At 35.3% G+C, this 23,924-nt stretch carries 17 protein-coding genes; 7 read left to right on the top strand and 10 right to left on the bottom strand.

The window, feature by feature from the left end; genetic code table 11:
- Window position 1: 1 nt before the first annotated feature.
- Complete coding sequence (gene parE / locus A9G43_RS07360) at window positions 2–1,891, bottom strand: DNA topoisomerase IV subunit B (RefSeq protein ID WP_065607903.1); 1,890 nt, start codon at window positions 1,889–1,891, stop codon at window positions 2–4.
- A gap of 452 nt (window positions 1,892–2,343) precedes the next feature.
- On the opposite strand from parE, the gene A9G43_RS07355 reads away from it, so the two are divergent.
- Entirely contained in the window at window positions 2,344–3,738 is a 1,395-nt protein-coding gene (locus tag A9G43_RS07355; RefSeq protein ID WP_141674045.1) for a hypothetical protein, read from the top strand.
- Window positions 3,739–4,411: 673 nt separating this feature from the next.
- Here A9G43_RS07355 and dnaJ read toward each other — a convergent pair.
- On the bottom strand, window positions 4,412–5,539 hold the full coding sequence (gene dnaJ, locus A9G43_RS07350; protein ID WP_065607899.1) for a molecular chaperone DnaJ: 1,128 nt from the start codon (window positions 5,537–5,539) through the stop codon (window positions 4,412–4,414).
- A gap of 129 nt (window positions 5,540–5,668) precedes the next feature.
- Window positions 5,669–7,585 carry a molecular chaperone DnaK gene (gene dnaK, locus A9G43_RS07345; RefSeq protein WP_065607897.1) on the bottom strand — a complete coding sequence of 639 codons (1,917 nt, stop codon included), beginning with the start codon at window positions 7,583–7,585 and terminating at the stop codon, window positions 5,669–5,671.
- A gap of 228 nt (window positions 7,586–7,813) precedes the next feature.
- Between dnaK and satP the strand changes: the two genes are divergently transcribed.
- Entirely contained in the window at window positions 7,814–8,392 is a 579-nt protein-coding gene (gene satP / locus A9G43_RS07340) for an acetate uptake transporter (protein WP_034911261.1), read from the top strand.
- A gap of 81 nt (window positions 8,393–8,473) precedes the next feature.
- Here the strand turns inward: satP and asnB are convergent, their stop codons facing one another.
- The 6 genes from asnB to polA all read right to left on the bottom strand — a co-directional run bounded on the left by asnB (window position 8,474) and on the right by polA (window position 17,124).
- Window positions 8,474–10,147 (bottom strand): asparagine synthase B, encoded by a 1,674-nt coding sequence (asnB, locus tag A9G43_RS07335; RefSeq protein WP_065607895.1) that lies wholly within the window; start codon window positions 10,145–10,147, stop codon window positions 8,474–8,476.
- 179 nt (window positions 10,148–10,326) lie between these two features.
- Window positions 10,327–10,671: a YdbL family protein gene (locus A9G43_RS07330; RefSeq protein WP_065607893.1), complete on the bottom strand. Its 345-nt coding sequence runs from the start codon at window positions 10,669–10,671 to the stop codon at window positions 10,327–10,329.
- A gap of 98 nt (window positions 10,672–10,769) precedes the next feature.
- Window positions 10,770–10,955 carry a YnbE family lipoprotein gene (locus A9G43_RS07325; protein ID WP_065607891.1) on the bottom strand — a complete coding sequence of 62 codons (186 nt, stop codon included), beginning with the start codon at window positions 10,953–10,955 and terminating at the stop codon, window positions 10,770–10,772.
- 11 nt (window positions 10,956–10,966) lie between these two features.
- Window positions 10,967–12,580 carry an intermembrane phospholipid transport protein YdbH family protein gene (locus A9G43_RS07320; RefSeq protein WP_065607890.1) on the bottom strand — a complete coding sequence of 538 codons (1,614 nt, stop codon included), beginning with the start codon at window positions 12,578–12,580 and terminating at the stop codon, window positions 10,967–10,969.
- Window positions 12,581–12,634: 54 nt separating this feature from the next.
- A complete protein-coding gene (gene gltX, locus A9G43_RS07315) occupies window positions 12,635–14,065 on the bottom strand; it encodes a glutamate--tRNA ligase (RefSeq protein ID WP_065607888.1) in 1,431 nt (476 codons plus the stop codon).
- A 281-nt stretch (window positions 14,066–14,346) separates the two neighbouring features.
- Window positions 14,347–17,124 carry a DNA polymerase I gene (gene polA, locus A9G43_RS07310; RefSeq protein ID WP_065607886.1) on the bottom strand — a complete coding sequence of 926 codons (2,778 nt, stop codon included), beginning with the start codon at window positions 17,122–17,124 and terminating at the stop codon, window positions 14,347–14,349.
- A gap of 199 nt (window positions 17,125–17,323) precedes the next feature.
- On the opposite strand from polA, the gene folE reads away from it, so the two are divergent.
- The 5 genes from folE (at window position 17,324) to ispH (ending at window position 23,471) form a co-directional block, all read left to right on the top strand.
- Complete coding sequence (gene folE, locus A9G43_RS07305) at window positions 17,324–17,983, top strand: GTP cyclohydrolase I FolE (RefSeq protein WP_065607884.1); 660 nt, start codon at window positions 17,324–17,326, stop codon at window positions 17,981–17,983.
- A 179-nt stretch (window positions 17,984–18,162) separates the two neighbouring features.
- A complete protein-coding gene (gene ribF / locus A9G43_RS07300; protein WP_065607882.1) occupies window positions 18,163–19,152 on the top strand; it encodes a bifunctional riboflavin kinase/FAD synthetase in 990 nt (329 codons plus the stop codon).
- On the top strand, window positions 19,139–21,946 hold the full coding sequence (gene ileS / locus A9G43_RS07295; protein WP_065607880.1) for an isoleucine--tRNA ligase: 2,808 nt from the start codon (window positions 19,139–19,141) through the stop codon (window positions 21,944–21,946). Before ribF ends, ileS begins: the two co-directional genes overlap by 14 nt.
- Window positions 21,947–22,036: 90 nt before the next feature.
- Complete coding sequence (lspA, locus tag A9G43_RS07290; protein WP_218056329.1) at window positions 22,037–22,522, top strand: signal peptidase II; 486 nt, start codon at window positions 22,037–22,039, stop codon at window positions 22,520–22,522.
- 1 nt (window position 22,523) lies between these two features.
- Entirely contained in the window at window positions 22,524–23,471 is a 948-nt protein-coding gene (gene ispH, locus A9G43_RS07285; RefSeq protein ID WP_065607878.1) for a 4-hydroxy-3-methylbut-2-enyl diphosphate reductase, read from the top strand.
- A 1-nt stretch (window position 23,472) separates the two neighbouring features.
- On the opposite strand, the gene A9G43_RS07280 is transcribed toward ispH, so the two are convergent.
- Window positions 23,473–23,763, bottom strand: a complete 291-nt coding sequence (locus tag A9G43_RS07280) for a YfhL family 4Fe-4S dicluster ferredoxin (RefSeq protein WP_255306917.1) — start codon at window positions 23,761–23,763, stop codon at window positions 23,473–23,475.
- Window positions 23,764–23,924: the final 161 nt, after the last annotated feature.

Genomic DNA, 23,924 nt, shown 5'->3' with positions numbered 1-23,924 from the left:
GTTAGACATCAAGTTCAACTTGATCGCCTTTTTCTTGTAACCATTCGCGGCGATCTTCTGAGCGTTTTTTAGCAAGTAGCATATCCATTAATGCCATCGTTTGCTCAGCATCATCAAGCGAAAGCTGCACTAAACGACGCGTATTGGGATCCATTGTTGTTTCGCGTAGTTGTAGTGGATTCATTTCACCTAGACCTTTAAAGCGCTGCACATTGGGCTTGCCTTTTTTACGTTTAAGCTGTTCTAAAATGCCTTCTTTTTCTTCTTCATCTAGGGCGTAATGAACTTCTTTTCCTAAATCGATACGGTAAAGCGGCGGCATAGCAACAAAGACATGCCCATGTTCAATCATGGTACGAAAGTGCCGAACAAATAAAGCACAAAGTAATGTTGCAATATGTAGTCCATCTGAGTCGGCATCGGCTAAAATACAGATTTTACCATAACGTAATTGGCTTAAATCATCGCTATCTGGATCGATACCGATAGCAACAGAAATATCATGGATTTCTTGTGAGCCTAGTACTTCATCGGACGAGACTTCCCATGTATTTAAGATTTTGCCTTTAAGAGGCATAATGGCTTGATATTCACGATCTCGTGCTTGTTTAGCCGAACCTCCCGCAGAATCTCCTTCCACTAAAAACAGTTCAGTACGACTTAAGTCTTGTGATGAGCAATCGGCCAATTTGCCTGGTAATGCTGGACCACTGGTTAATTTCTTTCGAATGACTTTTTTGGACGCTTTTAAGCGTTTTTGTGCACTTGAAATTACCATTTCAGCTAGTAATTCGGCTATTTGTACATTTTGATTCAACCAAAGACTAAATGCATCTTTCACAATAGCCGAAACAAATGCCGCACTTTGGCGCGATGATAAGCGCTCTTTAGTTTGACCCGCAAACTGAGGCTCTTGCATTTTGACTGAAATAACATAGGCACAGCGTTCCCATATATCATCGGCGGTTAATTTTAGTCCTCGTGGTAACAAATTGCGAAACTCACAAAACTCACGCATTGAGTCTAATAATCCTTGGCGTAAACCATTAACATGGGTGCCACCTTGTACGGTTGGGATTAAGTTAACGTAACTTTCAGTTAATAATTCTCCACCTTCTGGCATCCAAAGCAGTGCCCATTCTACGGCTTCTGTTTCGCCGGTATGATTACCTGTAAAAGGCGTTTCAGGTAAAAGAGAGTAACCGCTGACAGATTCCATTAGATAATCTTTTAGGCCATCTTCATAACACCAACGTTGTTCGGTATTATTGATTTCATCTTTAAAAATAATTTCAAGGCCAGGGCAAAGCACCGCTTTAGCTTTTAGTAGATGTGATAAGCGTGGGACAGAAAATCTAGGCGAATCAAAATATTTTTCGTCAGACCAAAAATGAACTTTGGTACCTGTATTACGACGACCACAAGTGCCCGTAATATGCAGATCTTCAACTTTATTACCGTTTTCAAAAGCTATTTCGTACACTTGTCCATCACGATGAACTGTAACTTCAACACGTTTTGATAATGCATTGACTACCGAAATACCTACACCATGTAAGCCACCTGAAAATTGGTAATTTTTGTTCGAGAACTTTCCGCCAGCATGTAAACGACAAAGCAATAATTCAATCGCGGGTACACCTTCTTCAGGGTGAATATCAACCGGCATTCCTCGCCCATCGTCGATAACTTCTAGTGAATTATCTTGAAAAAGGGTAACCTTAATTTTACGAGCATGACCTGCGATAGCTTCATCAACACTGTTATCAATGACTTCTTGCCCTAAATGGTTTGGTCGGCTTGTGTCAGTGTACATTCCAGGTCGATGACGAACTGGATCAAGCCCTTTTAAGACTTCAATATCAACGGCATTATAAGTAGATTGCGACATAATTTCTATTTATTCGAATAAATGACGGCTATTATACCAATCTTTGCACAATAAGACCAAGGTCAATGGTTAAGGCGCTTAACAAAGTGACAATATAAGCTATCAATTAGGTAAGGTAACCTAAACAATACAATTTTTTTAAGAAGTAAAATAAAATTTATTTATAAAAATTCAGAAACATTTATACTTGCTCCTGATGTTAGTTGTTAATTAGTACTTATTTCATGGATTTATTTTGACTTTTTAATAAAAAGATAAAATAAAAATAATAAAATCAATATTGGAAAAGGAAATTAATAATGTTAAAAACAGTTATTTACCAATTTAGGAAATTCAATAGCAATTATAAGCATTTTATCGTTTCGATTTTTACCTCTTTTTTTCATTCTTTTAAAAAACAATTTTATAAAACAAAATATATATTACATTATTTTGTATTATGCTTATTTTTAATGATCTCCCATACCTATTATGCTAATGCGTTAACAGCTAAGACATTAGATGTGATACACGGTCATGCCCCCTATCTTTCTTTTGATAGTGGCGCTACCAAAGGAGAAATTCAAGCATTATTAGGCATAAGACTATCTGATGGGCGTGAGTATGTGCCAGAAATGGGCAGGTCAAATTTATACCCAAATGCTATGATAGCTTCTCCGGATGAGATAATTGAGTTACCAAGTAGTGCAGAATCTTTTGACAGTATCCAAACTCTTATACCGTTATCGAGTAATAGCAGTTACCCGAAGATTAATTTAAGAGATCTAATAGTGACAAATAATTATTGGGTGGATGATGATGGCGATAATAATGTCGATATGACTGGTCTACTAGAGCTTATATGGTATGATGTAAATAGTGTTGACATTACAAACACTATCAAAAACAATCCTACGAGTAAATTTGATCCCTGCTCAGCACCTTATCAGTTACATCTTAAAGTAAGAGATGCTCAACTATCGACTTTGTATGGCGAACCCAAGATAACAAATTTTGGTACGTCGTGGAGTCTTGGTAGTGCAAGTCAAACATATATTCTTAATCCAAAAATATCAGCAAATGAAGCACGGATTTGTTATGCCCAACCTCTGGGAATGTATGGTATGCCAGGTAAAAACTGGAACAACTTGCATGGCTTTCATGTAAATAATATTAATAATCCAAAGGATAATTTTCCAACTACGGGGGCAGATAATCTCAGTTTTTATTTACTGTTAACAGGTATTACACCTCAACAAGTAATCAATGCTAATGGCACTACGGTTTCAGCTGTAAGTGGAGGTAGTTCGGTGAATATATTATTAAGTGCAGAAAAACTTAACCAAAATTCAAATCAAAATAAATTACAATTAAAAATAACATTAAAAGGCCCAAATAAAGATTCAAATAATAAAAACTTTAATCCCTCTTTGTTTAAACTTTACGCAGACAGTAACCACAACCAGCTACTTTATAGTTTTAAGTTAGAGCGTTGGTATATAGCGAAACCGGATTTGGGTACAGATTATAACCAAGCTAAAAATTTTTGTAATGGTTTAGGTAGTAATTATCGTGTTCCTAGCGTTGGGGATTATACCAATGCGAATGACGGTTATTCTTGGATGTGGGGCGAGCCAGGGCAAAAAAATGAAAGTTTGAGACAACTCAGTTACCAAAGAGGTAATCGATGGATAGGTGGTCTATTTAATGAGTGGGGATCTTTTAATACTAATGTTAGTGATTGGAATTTTCCACCATACTGGGCATCTGAGTCGTATCAAGACAAACAGTATATCATCATGAGTTATGGACAAATTTTTTTAAATAATCCTGATAGTATTGCCGGATTAGCTTGTGTGACACCTTAAAAGATATAGTTTGGTTAAGTAAATATCACTATCAAATGACAACTAACAAAGTGAAACTTAGGTGAGCTACACTAATGCATATTTTTTAAGAGAGACATTATTAAAAATTTTGAGTGTTAAATTAGTTAGTTTTAAGAGGATTGTTAACGTAACATTATATTATTAAAACAATCCTTGTTTATCTATTTTAGAAATTACCCACGTTGATTGCAGCAATTTGAGAAATTACTGACTAGGATAAGAGATATGGCGTATATCATTAAGGAATAAATAACCATCCCCGATTTGAGCAAATGTTTTATGGTATCAGTTGTCCAACCATTTTTATAACTTGCTAAAAAAACCTGATTAAAGCTATTCGTCACTTAAGCCAGTGTAAAAACAAACGTTATAAAACCATTAATTATTGAATTAAATATTCATTTAAATTTGAAAAATTTGCTGAAAATAAATTAAGGCAACAAGCTAAAACACTATAATAAAAACTATTCGGGAAAACGACTATTTGTAGACACAAAATGTTTACTTTTACTTAAAAATTAAAGAAATCAGAAACCAGAGAATATTTATTCATTGGCATAGATAGGGTTTACTATTTTAATAATTAGCGTGGCTGGTAGAATAACCATGACTTCAACCACGCTATTATTACTTTGCTTTTTATATTGCGATATTAACCAAAAAACGTTTTTACTTTATCAAAAAAGTTTTTTTCTTTGGGGCTATGTTTAGCGTTTTTATCGGCTTTAAAGCTTTCGCCTAATTCTTTAAGCAACTCTTTTTGTTTATTGGTTAAATTAACTGGTGTTTCAACCACAACATGGCAGTAAAGATCACCTATAGCATTACCACGCAATGATTTTATGCCTTTGCCTCGTAGTCGGAACATTTTTCCTGTTTGAGTTTCAGCAGGAATTGTTAAGCTGACCTTGCCATTAAGGGTCGGCACTTCAACTTCGCCACCAAGTGATGCTAATACAATATTAATTGGAATTTCACAATGTAAGTTTGTACCGTCTCGTTCAAAAATAGCATGTGATTTAACTTGCACTTGTACGTATAAATCACCAGATGGCGCACCATTTAATCCAGCTTCACCTTCACCAGAAAGTCGGATACGATTTCCTGTATCAACACCAGCAGGAATAGTAACAGATAATGTTTTTGTTTTTTGTACTCGGCCTTCACCGTGACATTTTTTACATGGATTTTTAACAACTTTACCACGACCATGACAAGTTGGACACTCTTGTTGCACAGCAAAAAAGCCTTGGCGCATTTGTACAACACCGGTACCATGACATGTGTTACACGTTACCACATCAGAAGACTTTTCGGCTCCTTGTCCATGGCAAGTATCACAGCTTACCCATGTTGGGACTTTAATTTCTTTACTAACACCGGCAGCAGCTTCTTCTAATGATAGTGTGATATTGTATTGTAAATCATTGCCTCGAGTTTCGGTTTGACTGCCCCTACGACCACCGCCAAAAAAATCACTAAATATGTCATCAAACGCTCCGCCTGCAAAACCGCCAAAACCGCCGAATCCTCCAGTTCCACCTTGTCCTTGTTCAAAAGCAGCATGACCATATTGATCATAAGCGGCTTTTTTTTGCGGATCAGTTAAGATTTCATAAGCTTCTTTAACTTCTTTAAATTTTGCTTCAGCTTCGGCTTTGTTATCCTGATTTTTATCGGGATGATATTTCATGGCTAGGCGTTTATAGGCTTTTTTTATCTCACTTTCACTGGCACTTTTACTAACGCCCAATGTCTCATAATAATCTTTCTTCGCCATAATTAACCTTTATTATTATCTGTTTTCATAAACAACTAAACGGGCTTGAGTTACCTCGCGCCCGTTTAATGTATTACATGTTTAAAACTTGTTGAAATAACTCATTATAAAAATAGTAATTAATAATGATTATTTTTTATCATCATCAACTTCTTTGAAATCAGCATCAACAACATCATCTTGCGCGGTGGAGCTTCCACTATTTGTTTCTGCACTTTGAGCTGCTTGAGCTTGTTGTTGTGCTAATTCAAGCAATTTTTTAGAAGCTTCCATTAATGCATTAATTTTTGCTTCAATTTCTGCTTTATCTTCGCCACGAGAGGCAGTTTCTAAAGCACTTACTGCTTCTTCAATCGCTTTTTTATCATCAGCTGATAACTGATCACCCGCTTCAGTCACTTGTTTACGTGTTGAATGAACTAGATGATCTGCTTGGTTACGAGTTTGAGCTAGTTCTTCAAATTTACGGTCTGCATCGGCATTTGCTTCTGCGTCGTTTACCATTTTTTGAATCTCTTCTTCACTTAATCCTGAAGAGGCTTTAATCGTAATTTTTTGTTCACGTCCAGTATTTTTGTCTTTCGCAGATACATGCAAAATACCATCAGCATCAATATCAAAAGTAACTTCAATTTGTGGCATACCGCGAGGTGCAGGTTGAATACCGTCTAGGTTGAATTGACCTAATGATTTGTTATCACCCGCACGTTTACGTTCGCCTTGCAATACATGAATGGTTACTGCTGATTGATTATCTTCAGCTGTTGAGAACACTTGACTATGTTTTGTTGGAATAGTTGTGTTCTTTTCAATTAAAGTTGTCATTACACCACCCATAGTCTCAATACCTAAAGACAATGGAGTTACATCAAGTAATAAAACATCTTTAACATCACCACCAAGTACACCACCTTGAACAGCTGCACCAACAGCAACCGCTTCGTCAGGGTTTACATCTTTACGTGGCTCTTTACCAAAGAAGTCAGCAACCGCTTTTTGAACCATTGGCATACGAGTTTGTCCACCAACAAGAATAACGTCTTTAATGTCAGAAACAGAAAGACCTGCATCTTGTAATGCTGTTTTTACAGGATCCATTGAACGTTTAACTAAATCTTCTACTAATGATTCTAATTTAGCGCGAGTCACTTTAATATTTAAATGTTTTGGACCACTTGCATCAGCAGTGATATAAGGTAAATTAATATCAGTTTGTTGCGCTGATGATAATTCAATTTTCGCTTTTTCTGCCGCTTCTTTTAATCGTTGCATTGCTAGCGGATCATTTTTTAGATCGAAGTTTTGTTCACGTTTAAATTCGTCAACCAAATAATTGATTAAGCGTGAGTCAAAATCTTCACCACCTAAGTGAGTATCACCATTTGTTGCTAATACTTCAAAGGTTTTTTCGCCATCAACATCGTCAATTTCGATAATAGAAATATCAAATGTACCACCACCAAGGTCATAAACCGCTATAGTTCGGTTACCTACATCTTTATCTAAACCATAAGCAAGCGCTGCAGCTGTTGGTTCGTTGATGATACGTTTTACATCAAGTCCTGCAATACGACCAGCATCTTTAGTTGCTTGACGTTGTGCATCGTTAAAATAAGCAGGTACAGTAATAACCGCTTCAGTCACTGCTTCACCAAGATAATCTTCTGCTGTTTTTTTCATTTTTTTCAATACTTCAGCAGAAATTTGTGGTGGTGCAATTTTTTGACCTTTAACATCAACCCATGCGTCGCCATTGTCAGCTTTTACGATCTTATATGGCATGATGCTAACGTCACGTTGTACTTCGGCATCTTCAAAACGACGACCAATTAAACGTTTAATTGCAAATAGTGTATTTTGTGGATTGGTTACTGCTTGACGTTTTGCTGGTTGACCAACTAAGATTTCTCCATCTTGTGTGTAAGCAATAATGGAGGGGGTTGTACGATCGCCTTCAGCGTTTTCTAATACTTTTGCTTGACCATTGTCCATTACAGCAACACATGAATTTGTTGTACCTAAATCAATACCAATAATTTTACCCATAATCTTTTCTCCTCAAAACCTGTATTTTATTTCTTGTATATAAGTCTTAAATTTTAATTTTCAATCCGTTACTTCACAAAGAAATGCTTTTTGTTTTCACATAAATGGGAACGTTATTATTAATATCAAGGGGCAAAAAAAAATAATTTTTCTAAAACCTTGATTATAGCGTTTTCTACACTTATTATTGCCGCTCTTTAATCATCTTACTTAATTTATAGGATCCTTATGGAACAAACAAAACTTGCAAATCCTGGCCCTCTTGGCTTAATGGGATTTGGTATGACAACAATTTTATTGAATATTCATAATGCTGGATTTTTTCCTGCTATGACAGTAATTGTCTCAATGGGTATTTTTTATGGAGGCCTTGCGCAAGTCATTGCTGGCATTTTAGAATTTCGAAAAGGTAATACGTTTGGTACAACGGCATTTACTTCTTATGGTTTCTTTTGGATTGCGTTAGTGGGTATTTGGTATTTACCAACTTCACCAGCGACAGCACCATCTGATGCCACTTTTGTTGGTATTTTCCTTGCGTTATGGGGAATTTTCACTGGCTTTATGTTTATTGGTACATTAAAAGGCAACCGCGCATTACAATTTGTTTTTGCTAGTTTAACCGTTTTATTTGCTTTATTAGCTATTGGTAATATTTCAGGTAACCATGGCATTATTCATATTGCAGGTTTTGAAGGCATTATTTGTGGAGCAAGTGCTGTTTATTTAGCAATGGCAGAAGTGATTAATGAGCAATTTGGTCGTACGGTTTTACCGATTGGTGCACCTAAAGGCGCTGCACATTAATAATTTAATTTGGTCTATCGTTAATAAAAAACGGGGAATATTCCCCGTTTTTTTATATCAAATAATTATCGCTAAAACCAATTATTTTTTATAAGCGTCGTTATGAACACCAACCGCCGCACGTCCAGATGGATCGTTTAAGTTCTTAAATGATTCATCCCATTCAATTGCTTTAGCAGTTGAACATGCAACAGTTGGACCACCAGGTACACAATGAGCCGCACTTTCAACTGGAAATAGTTCATTGAAAATTTCACGATACATATAAGCTTCTTTCGAAGTTGGCGTATTATATGGGAAGCGGAATTTTGCATTTTCTAATTGCTGATCAGTAATTTTACTTTCTGCAATTTCTTTTAATGTATCAATCCAACTATAACCAACACCATCAGAGAATTGTTCTTTTTGACGCCAAACAACAGATGCAGGTAAGTAAGACTCAAATGCTTCACGGACAATATGTTTTTCCATTTTACCATTGCTACCACACATTTTATCTTTTGGATTAATGCGCATTGCGACATCTAAGAATTTTTTATCAAGGAATGGTACTCGAGCTTCAACACCCCAAGCCGCCATTGCTTTATTCGCACGTGCACAATCATACATATGTAGTGCTGCTAATTTACGTACGGTTTCTTCATGGAACTCTTTAGCATTTGGTGCTTTGTGGAAATAGAGGTAACCGCCGAAAACTTCATCAGCACCTTCACCAGAAAGAACCATTTTTATTCCCATTGCTTTGATTTTACGTGCCATTAAATACATTGGTGTTGAAGCACGAATTGTAGTTACATCATAAGTTTCAATAAAATAAATCACGTCACGAATCGCATCAATACCTTCTTGAATGGTAAAGTTAATTTCGTGGTGAACTGTACCTAGATGATCAGCAACCGCTTGTGCAGCTTTAAGATCTGGAGCACCTTTTAAACCTACAGCAAATGAGTGTAACTGTGGCCACCATGCTTCTGATTTTTCGTGATCTTCAACACGACGTGCTGAGAATTTTTTAGTGATTGCTGAAATGACGGAAGAATCAAGTCCACCTGACAATAAAACACCATATGGCACGTCAGACATTAAATGACTTTTTACAGACTCTTCTAATGCAACACGCAGTGCATTAATATCCGTTTTATTGTCTTTCACATTTTCGTAATCCATCCAGTCACGTTTGTAATACGTTTTGATTTCACCTTCAGTACTAGATAGATAGCATCCCGGAGGGAAAGCTTCAATTGTTTTACAAACAGGCACTAATGCTTTCATTTCAGAGGCAACATAAAATGTGCCATTTTCATCATGACCTGTATACATTGGAATAATACCAATATGGTCACGGCCAATAAAATAGCTGCCTTTATTGATATCATAAAGGATAAAAGCAAACATACCTTGTAATTCATCAAGGCAATCAATACCTTTTTCTTGATATAAAGCAAGAATCACTTCGCAGTCAGAACCTGTTTGAAACTCATAACGATCTTTGTACTGATTTCGGAGTTCTTGATGATTATAAATTTCGCCATTTACCGCTAAAACTAGGGTTTTATCTTTATTATAAAGAGGCTGAGATCCTGTATTAACATCTACAATTGATAAACGTTCATGAGCAAGAATTGCTTTATCACACGCAAAGATACCAGACCAATCAGGACCACGATGACGCTGTAGACATGATAGCTCTAATGCTTTTGTTCGTAGTTGTTCTGGATCTGATTTAATATCAAGAATACCTAAAATCGAACACATTGATTTTCTCCATTTCAAATCGCATAAGCGATACTGTTACAAGTAAAAACTAACTAGATAAAAATTTTTTTATTTTGTTAAACATAAAACAAATATTTAAACAAACAGAATACACATTATTTATACACAATTAAAGCATAATGTGATTATACTTTTCTTACTACTGAAAAAAGTAGCAATTATTTTTTTAACCATTGGTCTTGTCGCTTTATATATTGACCTGCTGGGGTCTTTTCTTGCGCTTTACTACCAGCCTTTTTTTCTACTTCACTTAAAGGGACATTACTTTCAGCTGATACTTTTTGGTATTGTTCTTTACGAGCCTGATTAATTAATTGCGCAATTTCAGAAGCGTTACCTTCGTTTTTCACTACACCTAAATAACCATCAGCCTGTTCACCAACTATCCCTTGAGCTTTGGCTTGACTTAATGAATCCATTGCTTGATCCAAATTTAATGCAAGCGCAGAAAAAGATAACATAACTGAAAATAATGCCAAGGTTACTTTTTCACAGATATTCATAACAAACTCCTTAATAAATACATCATATTTTATTTAAATGTGAGTATGGGTTTTTAATACTTATAATCAAAAAGACAGATAAAAACAAAATTTATTAATTAATATAATCCAGATTTATTGATTATATTATCTAAAGCTTTATCAACCTTAATATTAATTTCATGGTCTATCTTAACATTTAAATTGATATTAATTGGTTCACTCGGTGTTTGAACTTTAACTGTTGGTGAACATCCCATTAATACACCTGCTAATATTATAATTGCAATAATATTTCGTACCATAAAATAACCCCTTATTTTGAAGATTTATTTTTTAAATAAGCTTCAATACGTTTACGGATTGGCTCACTAATTTGATCGGATAACTGTAAACTCATGAGCAACTTAGTCATATTTTCTTCAAGGTTGATATTTAAATTAACCGCTTTGCCATTTTCGACATCCAAATTACTGCCTTGAATATTCAATTTTAATTTGGCAATGTCATTAGCGTAATCAACTGCGCCTTGTAACTTAGTATAATGAAAATTTTTAATAATATCAGTGAGTATTTTCATATTGGGGTTATTTTGCCCATAGCTTTTGAGGGCAGAATTTTCAAATTGTAAATAACCCTCGTTGATCGTAACTAACTTGCCATTTTTAATGACAAATTTTAAAGCTGTTTCACCCTTTTTCTTTATCTCTGATAACGTAATAGGTAAAACACCATCAATTGCACCATCACCAGCAAGCCCTTCAGAAGGATATTGCTTAAAAATATCTTTTAGTTGTATCTGTTTTAACCTTAAATTAAATTGTTGGGGTAATTTAGCTAAATTCAATTTATTTTCTTCAATAAAAACCAAACCAGAGAAGATATTAGCTTGAGCTTTTTTCCATGTAACCGTTCCTTTGTTTGGTGCTTTAAACGAAGCTAAATAGTTTCCAACTAATTTAATCTTTTCAAAAGCGATCCCCATATTTACTTCTTGAATATTTAATGCCGGTGTTGAAATAGTAAATTGGTTATCTTTGATAATAATATTGATATCGCCTGTAACCGATTTGATTTCACTAGTTTTATAAATACCATTGAGTTTATTAATGGTTAATGTTGCTATAGCAGATAGTTGGTTACTATCAAATGGAATGTTTGATTTAAGTTGAAAATTGAAATCCCCATTGGAAGAACCAAGGATTAAATCATCAGAAAGATTTGCTTTTTCTAAACTAATTGATGCTTTATCCGAAGTTGTTAATTCCAATTGATGACTAGATAGCCAACCAGTAAACGGTAATACTAAATTACTATTTTGTAAACCAAATTGATTTAGGGATGTTTTAAAAAGGCCGTTTTGTATGTCAATCCGCAAAGCCTGTTGATTAAACAATAAAGTGGCAGACAATTGTGTTATTTCTTGGGTATTGGTTGATAAATTAAGTTGTATTGCTTCTTGCTGTTTATTTATATCAACTTTTAAATCTAATCTCGCTTTATTTTGTTCATAAAGTCGCAGTGTATCTATATGAATCGTTTTAGGTAACCAATAAATAATAGTTGAAATCAAAGAGAGATCGGGATCAGATTGATTAAGCGTTTCGGTCGTTGTATCAACCGTATTTTCAATAGTTTCTAAAGCTATTTCAGATTCATTGGGTTGCCAATAGATATCTAAATTATTTGCAGTTAACTGCGATAATGAAATTGATAAATTTTTAGCAGTTATAGAAACTTGGGATGGTTTACTGACAGTAAGTTCGTCAAAAGTAAGACCTTTAAAGCCAACGCTAGCACCATGCCAATCGACAATAATCCCATTTTTCTGCTTGAAAGTCTGCCAATAATGCCACCCAAACAAGCAAAACAGTATGAGGAAAAATAAGATACTGAGTAAGATCCAATAGCGTTTTTTTAAGCGAACCATAGAAGTTCTCACTTTGACAAAAAGGGTTGCAGGGATTTCCCTGCAATAAATATATTAATTTTGAGATTGCTCACGTTGATTAATATATGCCAAAGCCTTATCAATTCTAGCAAGCGCTCGTTTTTTGCCTACCGCAAAAACAGTTGCATCAACCGATGGCGATTGCCCGATACCTGTTACAGCAACGCGTAATGGCATGCCAACTTTACCCATACCAACATTAAGCTCGGTTGCAGTTGCTTCAATCGCATGATGAATTTTATCAATTTGCCAATCAAAGTCAGCAATAGCTTCAATTTTTGCTTTAATTGTTTCTAATGGCTCTTTGGCAACTGGGCGCAAATGTTTTTTAGCCGCATCGGCATCATAATCTTCAAAATCTCGATAGCAATAAGCACATGATTCAGCCATCTCTTTAAGCGTTTTACAACGTTCACCAAATAACTTAATAATAGTGATAAGATCAGGGCCTTTTGATAAATCATATCCTTGTTGGTTCATATGCCAAATCAAATGTTGAGCAACATAATCCGCATCAAGATGGTTGATATAATGGTGATTTAACCAAAGTAATTTTTCTGTATTAAAGGCACTGGCTGATTTACTAACCGCATCTAATGAAAAATAACTAATCATTTCCGGAACAGAAAATATCTCTTGATCACCGTGTGACCAACCAAGACGCACTAAATAGTTAAGTAATGCTTCGGGCAAATAACCATCATCACGATATTGCATGACACTAACCGCTCCGTGACGTTTAGATAATTTTTGTCCATCATCCCCTAAAATCATTGATACATGACCATATTTAGGAATTGGCGCTCCTAATGCTTCTAGGATATTGATCTGGCGTGGTGTGTTGTTGATGTGATCTTCACCACGAATAACATGGGTAATTTCCATATCCCAATCATCAACAACGACACAGAAATTATAAGTTGGTGAACCATCAGTGCGGCGAATAATAAGATCATCAAGCTCTTTATTAGCAATCTCAATTGGACCACGGATTAAATCATTAAAAATAACGGTGCCATCAGTAGGGTTAGCAAAACGAACAACATGTGGCTCATCATGTGTATGCTCTTGTTGTACTGAAGCACAACGGCAATGCCCATCGTAACGCGCTTTTTCACCTTTTGCCATCTGCTCTTCACGCAATTTTTCAAGACGTTCTTTAGAACAGTAGCAACGATAAGCTGTGCCTTTGGCTAACATTTCATCGATGACTTGATTATAACGATCAAAGCGTTTAGTTTGATAATAAGGACCTTCGTCCCATGATAATTTTAACCAATTCATACCTTCCATTATTGCTTCAATCGCTTCAGGCGTTGAGCGCTCAAGATCGGTATCTTCAATGCGTAATACAAATGCACCTTTTGCATGGCGAGTATAGAGCCAAGAATAAAGTGCTGTACGAGCACCACCTACATGTAAATAGCCTGTTGGGCTAGGTGCAAAACGGGTTTTGATTTTCATGAAATAATCCTAATAATAACGAAAATAGAGCTTTAACAACGAAATGAATACCAGCACCATTTCCTTTGATTCTGCCATATATTAACAAGCAGAATAATATGTTTGTATCAATTCAATTTAGTTGCTTATTCTAACACGCCAAAAGGTTTCGGCAATAGTTCCATTATAGTTAACAGGTTAATTTAACTTGTTAAAAAGTTTAAGGAAAGTATATGTTTAAGTATAATATCAGCCTTAACTAGACAGATAAGGCTGAATTATTTAGTACGAATTTAGTATAATTAATGTGCTTCATCCCAATTATTACCGAAACCTACATCCACTTTTAATGGTATAGATAGTTGGTAACAATTTTCCATGATCGATTTTATCTGAGCTTTATATTGCTCAACTAATTCTTCTTTTACTTCAAATACTAACTCATCGTGTACTTGCATAACCATTCTAATATTATCTACAGGTAAGCTTTTTATCCATTCACTTACCTTAATCATTGCTGTTTTAATAATATCAGCCGCTGTACCTTGCATTGGGGCATTAATGGCAGCACGCTCAGCACCACGTCGTTCAATACCACTCCCTGATATTATTTTCGGAAGATATAAACGTCGACCAGATAGGGTTTCAACATAACCTTGTTCAGCAGCTTGTTGGCGAATTTGGTCCATATACGCTTGAACACCTGGGTAGCGCTCAAAATAACGATCGATATAAAACTGGGCTTCTTTACGCGCAATATTAATTTGTTTGGATAAACCAAAGGCGCTCATACCATAAATTAATCCGAAGTTAACCGCTTTTGCACGTCTTCGCTCTTCAGAAGTCACTTCAGATTCAGTTTTACCTAAAATTTCACTAGCCGTAACACGGTGAATGTCTTTGTCATGAGAAAAAGCATCAAGTAAACTTTTATCTTGTGATAGATGCGCCATGATACGTAATTCAATTTGCGAGTAGTCTGCCGAAATAATTTTATATCCCTTTGGTGCAATAAAAGCTTGGCGAATTCGTCGCCCTTCTTCATTTCGCACTGGAATATTTTGTAAATTAGGGTCATTTGATGACAATCGACCCGTTATAGTTCCAATCTGGTTATAATTGGTATGAATCCTTTCATCTTTAGGGCTAATCATTAAGGGCAATTTATCAGTATAAGTATTTTTAAGTTTAGCCAGACCACGATGAAACAAAATCATTCTTGGCAATTCATATTCGCGAGAAAGCTCACTTAATACTTCTTCGCTAGTTGAAGGATCGCCTTTTGGTGTCTTTTTTAATACGGGCAATTGATGCTTATCAAACAAAATCGTTTGAATCTGTTTAGGTGATGCAGGATTAAATTTTTCTCCTGCAAGTAATTGCAATTGAATTTCTGTATCGTGTAATTGCTTACTAAGTTCATTAGAAAATTTGTTGAGCTGTTTAGCATCCACAAGTACACCCGTTCTTTCCATTTCAGCTAACACTATCGCAAGAGGTATCTCAATATCAGTAAATAGCTTAGTAAATTTTTGATTTTTTTCGAGAATTGGCCATAATTTTTGATGTAGTTGCAAAGTAATGTCGGCATCTTCAGCAGCATATTTTGTTGTTTTTTCTAACTCGATTTCATCAATAGTAAATTGTTTTTTATTAACTTTGGTTAGTTCATCATAGGTAATGGTGTTATAATTTAAATAACGACTAGCCATGCTGTCCATATCATGACGCTCGGTGCTATTTAATACATAAGATTCAATCATAGTATCAAACGCAATCCCTTGCACTGTTATTCCATAGTTTGCCAGCACACTGTAATCAAATTTTGCATTTTGGGCTATTTTTTTGATTTCTGGATCTTCAAATATTGGTTTTAATTTAGTTATTACATCATCTAGTGGTAACTGCTGTGGCACACCTAAATATTGATGCGCGAGTGGAATATAAGCAGCTTCATTAGGATTAACACTTACTGAAATACCGACTAACTTTGTATGTACATGATCAATACTATTCGTTTCTGTATCAAAAGCAAATTGTTTACTCTTAGCTAATTTATCAACCCAATTATCTAACTGCTCATGAGTTAAAATGCATTGGTAATCAATTGCCACTTTTTGTTTAACAGCTTTATCATCCGTATCAAATAAAGATTGATTATCTTTAACTTCTGTCGTTAGATTTTTTTGTTTTTTTAAGAACATGCCAGTAATTAACTCTTTTTGCCATCGATGAAAACCGTAATAAGTAAATAATTCAACTAATGCATTAATATCAACATCACCAGCAAGCAGTTGTTCATTGGTAAAATCTAACTTAACATCGGTTTTGATCGTTGCTAATAGATAAGAAACTTCAGCCTCTTTTTGATTATCTTTCAATTTTTGCTTTAATGATTTAGCTCCTCGGATAGGTAATTTTTCTATATCATCTAGATGAGTATAAATATCTTTGACACTGTTAAATTCAGTCAATAAGCTTTGAGCTGTCTTTTCCCCTATACCAGGTACACCAGGGATATTATCGGAAGAATCACCTCTTAACGCTAAATAATCAATAATTTTTTCTGGTGGAACACCAAATTTATCCATTACTCCTTGTGGATCTAGTTTTGTATTATTCATCGTATTAATCAATGTGATTTTATCACTTACTAGTTGTGCCATATCTTTATCACCAGTGCTGATTAATACCTCTAGATTTTCCCGTTCAGCTTGTCTTGCTAATGTGCCAATTACATCATCCGCTTCAACACCTTTAATACAAAGCAGGGGTAACCCCATGGCTTTCAAAATAGTATGAATAGGTTCAATTTGTGGTCGAAGATTTTCTGGCATTGCCTCCCGAGTGGCTTTATATTCACTATAGATCTCGTTACGGAAAGATCCTCCTTTAGCATCAAAGATCACTGCAATATGTGTAGGATTATATTGATTAAGTAAACTACGAATCATATTAATTACGCCAAAAATAGCACCTGTTGGTTCACCTTTAGCATTGGTTAATGGGGGACAAGCAAAAAAAGCGCGATAAAGATAAGATGATCCATCAATTAAAATAATTGGTGTTTTATTTGGCATTATGGTTACCTAAACGTTATTTAATTTTATAGCTGATAGTATAACCTAATTAGCAATAATATTCTTACGAAGGAGATAATATCATGTCAAAAAGTTTCAGAAAAGCATGTGTTTCAGTATAAATCATCTGTAAACAACTGTATATTGCATAATGAGTGTTATATAATAACGTATTCATTTTCGCTTGAGTATGTAATAAATGACACAATTAAGCCCTGCCGCGCAAAAAGTCAAAGAAGCCCTTGCAGCTAAAAATCTTGAAACACCATTATGCCGTTTAGTTATAGATAATAATGAGCGTAAAGCAAAAATCGAGTCGCATTTTCGTGAAATTATGAAGCTAATGGAACTTGATTTATCTGATGATAGCCTTGCACAAACTCCTCACCGCGTGTCGAAAATGTATGTTGATGAGATTTTTTCTGGTCTTTATTACGAAAATTTTCCAAAAATTACGTTAATCGAAAATAAAATGCAAGTTGATGAAATGATAACGGTTCGCGATATTACACTAACTAGTATCTGTGAACACCATTTTGTCACAATAGATGGTAAAGCAACGGTTTCTTATATTCCCAAAGATAAAGTCATTGGTTTATCGAAAATTAATCGAATTGTAACTTTTTTTTCCCAACGTCCTCAAGTACAAGAAAGATTAACACAACAAATTTTAGTGGCACTACAAACACTACTAGGTACGGTTAATGTGGCAGTTTCTATTGATGCAACCCATTATTGTGTTAAAGCCCGAGGCATTAAAGACTCCAATAGTATTACAACAACAACTGCGCTCGGAGGAGGATTTAAAACAAATCCAAGCACAAGGCAAGAATTTTTGCGAGCACTAAACCATTATTAATTTTATAAATGAGTATGTTTGAATCACAACAGTTTAAAGTATGACCAAGTCACTTAGCATTTTATCTCAAACAGTGAAAATGCTTGAAGAAAAGCGATAAAATCCAACTTTATATTGCGTGCATCTTCAAGAAAGATTGGTATAATTCTTGGTTACTTAATATAAATAACATTGTTTTCATGAAGATTATCCGTGGTATAACTAATCTAAAAAATCAGTTTTCTCAATGTGTTCTAACCTTGGGAAATTTTGATGGCGTGCATTTAGGACATCAACAATTAATTAACCATATTATTAAACAAGGTAAAAAACTCAATCTTCCCACTGTTGTGATGTTATTTGAGCCGCAACCACTAGAGTTTTTTGCCCAAGATAATGCGCCGTCACGTTTAACTTCATTTCATGAAAAAGTTATTTTTATTGAAAAATTAGGTATCGACTATATTATTGCTATTCCATTTACCCAAACTTTTGCCAATATGTCTGCCGATCATTTTATTCAAGATTGGTTGATCAATAAGCTACAAGCTAAATACATTACAATTGGTGATGATTTTCGGTTCGGATTTGAACGTAAAGGTGATATCAACCTTCTACAACAATATTCGCGAAATCATGATTTTGTAGTAGAAAGCATACCAACATTTGTTTGGAATAATTTTCGTATAAGTAGTACTGCTATTCGCCAAGCACTTTTGAATAGTGATTTTGAATTGGCTCATTGTCTATTAGACCGTGATTATACAATTCAAGGTCGCGTAGTTCATGGCAATGCTTTAGCAAGGGAATTGGGATTTCCAACAGCAAATATTCACTTACATCGAAAAAAGCCTGCACTACAAGGAGTCTATTTTGTTAAAGTCAAAAATATCTGCAATAATCAGCATTATAACGGTATTGCCAATATTGGGATAAGACCAACTATTAATGGAAAAACCGCAATACTTGAGGTAAACCTTTTTGACTTTTCGGGTAATATATATGGACAATATTTAGACATAACGTTCATCAAAAAAATACGCGATGAGAAAAAATTTGACTCATTAGCAGAATTAAAACAACAAATTACACAAGATATTTGCACTGCGAAAAAGATCAGTGCAAAATTAACCAATAATAAAGTAGTATCAACACATTTAACTGGAATAAATCAGCATGACAGACTATAAAAATACATTGAATCTACCGGAAACTGGATTCCCAATGCGAGGTGATCTTGCTAAACGCGAACCAGCAATGTTACAAAATTGGTACGATAAAGAACTTTATCGCAAAATTCGCTTGGTCAAAAAAGGTAAAAAAAACTTTATTCTGCATGATGGCCCTCCTTATGCAAACGGAAAACTACATATTGGTCACGCCGTTAATAAAATCCTTAAAGATATTATTATCAAATCAAAAGGGTTAAGCGGTTATAATTCCCCTTATATTCCAGGATGGGATTGTCATGGCTTACCGATTGAACAAAAAGTTGAAGAGCAAGTTGGAAAACCTGGTGTAAAAGTAACACCTGCTGAGTTTCGTCAAATTTGCCGCGATTATGCCGCTTCACAAGTTGAACTACAAAAGGCTGATTTTATCCGTATGGGCGTACTAGGTGATTGGCAAAACCCTTACCGTACAATGGACTACAATACCGAAGCGAATATTATCCGTGCGTTAGGTGAAGTGATAAAAAATGGTCATTTAGTTAAAGGTGCTAAACCTGTTTATTGGTGTACCGATTGTATGTCATCTTTAGCCGAAGCAGAAGTTGAATATTATGATAAATCATCGCCAGCAATTGATGTGAAATTTAAAGCTGTTGATAATCAAGCCGTAGCAAATAAATTTGGTATCAATACTGATTTAACCATTTATGCTGTTATCTGGACAACCACGCCTTGGACATTACCAGCTAGCCGAGGGATAGCTTTAAATGCTGATTTTGAATATCAACTTGTTCAAATCAATGATAAAGAGTGCTTAATTTTAGCAACTGATTTAGTTGAGTCTGTGATGCAACGCGCCAATATCGACCAATGGAAAGTATTAGGTAGCTGTCAAGGTAATGCTCTTGAGTTGTTACGTTTTAAACACCCATTCCTTGATTTTGATGAACCAGTTGTACTTGGCGAACACGTTACAATTGATGCAGGTACAGGAGCTGTGCATACCGCACCAGGACATGGTACAGAAGACTTTATGGTCGGTCAAAAATATGGTCTTGAAGTGGCAAATCCAGTTGGTGGTAATGGTTGTTACTTGCCTGGAACGGGCGCTGGTCTCGATGGGTTATTTGTGTTCAAAGCGAATAAAGTTGTCGTTGAAATGTTAAAAGAACATAACGCACTATTACACTTTGAAAATATTGAACATAGCTATCCATGTTGTTGGCGTCATAAAACACCTGTTATTTATCGTGCTACACCACAATGGTTTATTAGCATGGATAAACAAGGTCTGCGAACGCAATCATTAAAAGAAATTAAACAAGTTCGTTGGATCCCTGATTGGGGACAAGCACGCATTGAAACCATGGTTACTAATCGCCCTGATTGGTGTATTTCTCGCCAACGCACATGGGGTGTACCTATGACGTTGTTTGTTCACAAAGAGACCGAAGAACTTCATCCAGATACACTAGCATTAGTTGAAAAAGTTGCACAGTTAGTTGAAAAAGATGGCATTCAAGCTTGGTGGGATGCTGATATTAAAGATCTTTTAGGCCCTGATGCTGATGATTATCGTAAAGTACCTGATACGTTAGATGTTTGGTTTGACTCAGGATCAACATTCTCTTCTGTTGTGCGTGCACGCCCTGAATTTGAAGGACATGATGCAGAACTTTATTTAGAAGGTTCAGATCAACATCGAGGTTGGTTTATGTCTTCATTAATGTTATCAACAGCAATTGATAATAAAGCCCCTTATAAACAAGTATTAACACATGGTTTTGTGGTTGACGGTCAAGGCCGTAAAATGTCTAAGTCACTAGGTAATATTGTGACACCACAAGAAGTGATGAACAAACTTGGGGCTGATATTTTACGCTTATGGATTGCATCTACTGATTATTCAGGCGAAATGAGTTATTCGGAAGAAATTATCAAACGAGCTGCCGATAGTTATCGCCGTATTCGTAATACCGCACGTTTTTTACTGGCGAATTTAAATGGATTTGATCCAGCTAAAGATATGGTAAAACCAGAGGATATGGTTGTTCTTGATCGCTGGGCAGTTAGTATGGCAAAAGAAGCACAAGAACAAATTATTCAGGCTTATGAAAATTACGATTTCCATAAAGTTGTACAACGTATTATGCAATTTTGCTCAATCGAAATGGGATCATTCTATTTAGATATTATTAAAGATCGCCAATACACAGCAAAAAGTGATAGTATTGCCCGTCACAGTTGCCAAACTGCTTTATATCATATTGCGCAAGCAATGGTTCGTTGGATTGCACCTATTTTATCATTCACTGCTGATGAAATTTGGCAATATCTGCCAATGGCTGATAAACAAGAATTTGTTTTTGAAGATGAGTGGTATACAGCACTATTTACATTGCCAGAAAGCGAAGCATTAAATAGCGAATATTGGGCTCAGATTTTAGCCATTCGTAGCGAAGTGAATAAAGTACTTGAACAAGGTCGTAATGATAAAGTGATTGGTGGTGCACTTGAAGCTGCTGTTACGCTTTATGCTGATAAAGATATTGCAGCAACATTAGTTAAATTAGAAAACGAATTACGCTTTGTATTACTAACATCACAAGCTAGCGTAAAACCATTACAAGAAGCACCAAAAAATGCGGTGCAAAGCGATATTCAGGGACTGAAAATTGAACTCGCTAAAGCACAAGGTGATAAATGCCCTCGTTGCTGGCACTATACTGTCGATAATGAGCCAACATCACATTTATGCAAACGTTGTGAAGAAAACATTCACGGCAAAGGCGAGGTAAGGCATTTCGCATAGCAATCTATTTAGTAAATTAAATGGGGCTATGCCAATCCCTTAAGCAATCTAGTACCCTTTCCGCCGACGATTGTCGGCGGAAACATAATAATGAGCACAAACTATATGAAAAAAGATAATGGACTTTATTGGTTATTATTTGCAATCATTGTTTTTATCATTGATATCGCAAGTAAATTTTGGATTTTGAATAATTTCTCGTTATTTGAATCAGTGAATCTTTTGCCATTCTTCTCTATCACTTATGTACGCAATATTGGCGCTGCCTTTAGCATTTTTGAAGGGCAACGTATGATGCTTGCTGCTATCGCTTTAATTATCAGTGCCGTGATAGTACATATGTTATACCGCAACACTCGCCAACAAAAATTAGAGAACTTGTCGTTATCAATGATTTTAGGCGGTGCATTAGGTAATTTATTTGATCGTCTTTATCATGGTTTTGTGATTGACTTTTTAGATGTCAATTTTGGTGACTGGCACTATCCAACTTTTAATATTGCTGACTGTGCAATCTGCGTTGGTATTGGACTATTTATTTTCAGTAATTATAAAAAACCAAAGAAGACTGTATAGTATGCAAATTATTTTGGCCAATCCTCGCGGTTTTTGCGCTGGTGTTGATCGTGCTATCACAATTGTTGAACGCGCACTAGAATTGTTTGGCGCACCAGTTTATGTCCGTCACGAAGTAGTACACAATCGCTATGTCGTTAATCGCCTAAAAGAATTAGGGGCAATTTTCATTGAAGATATTAGCGAAGTACCCGATAACTCAATTCTTATCTTTTCAGCGCATGGAGTGTCTAAAGCTATCCGTGAGGAAGCCAAACAACGTAAACTCCGTGTTTTTGATGCCACTTGCCCACTTGTAACCAAAGTACATATGGAAGTGGCTAGATCGAGTTATCGTGGTGAAGAAGTTATTTTAATCGGCCATGCTGGGCATATTGAAGTAGATGGTACAATGGGACAATATAGCAATCCCGAAGGTGGTATTTATTTAATCGAATCAATTGATGATGTAAAAAAGCTACAGGTAAAAAACGAAAATAATCTTTGCTTTACCACTCAAACAACGTTATCCGTTGATGATACGGCTCAAATTATAGATGCTTTAAAAAAACGTTTTCCTAATATTCGCAGCCCACGCAAAAATGATATCTGCTATGCCACAACCAATCGCCAGCAAGCAGTGAAACAATTATCATCACGCGCAGACATTGTTTTAGTCGTAGGTTCTAAAAATTCGTCTAATTCAAATCGCCTAGCCGAGCTAGCAAGGCGAAACAGCAAACAAGCTTATTTAATTGATTTTGCATCTGACATCCAAAAAGAGTGGTTAATAAACACACATACGATCGGCGTAACAGCAGGAGCTTCTGCGCCTGAGATTTTAGTACAGCAGGTGATTGATCATTTAAAAAACTTAGGTTGTACATCGCTTATTGAGACAGATGGCATTTTAGAAAATATCACTTTTGAAATTCCAAAAGAACTTCGAATTGATATTAAATTAAACTGATTTAAGAAGACTTAAGCCCCTCAAATTTTACTAATAACTCTTCTTTTGTTTCAATATGTTCAGGATCCGCAATAATGGCATTTTGAATAGGGCAGACTCGCTGACAAGTCGAATGATCATAATAACCGACACATTCTGTACATTTATTGGGATCAATTTCATAAGTATCAAACCCCATTGAGATTGCCTCATTTGGGCACTCAGGCTCACACATGTCACAATTAATACATTTATTGGTTATTTTTAACGCCATTGTTCTTCTAACTTTACCAATTACAAAAATTTGTGCCATTATAGCGTAATCACCAATAAATCCGAATAAAGATCGCGTTATCGCTTATTGAATACTTCAATTTTTGTAAAAAAATTCAGGAAATTATGTTGTTTTAGCCTAAAATAGAGAATTTGTACTAGATAATTTTCATAATTATTACAATTTATTAAGAATGATTA

Origin of the sequence: Gilliamella sp. Occ3-1, from assembly GCF_001690655.1 — a bacterium.
Classification (GTDB): Bacteria; Pseudomonadota; Gammaproteobacteria; order Enterobacterales; family Orbaceae; genus Gilliamella; species Gilliamella apicola_P.
Note: the sequence above shows the minus strand (reverse complement) of the source record. Positions and strands in the feature narration are given on the sequence as shown.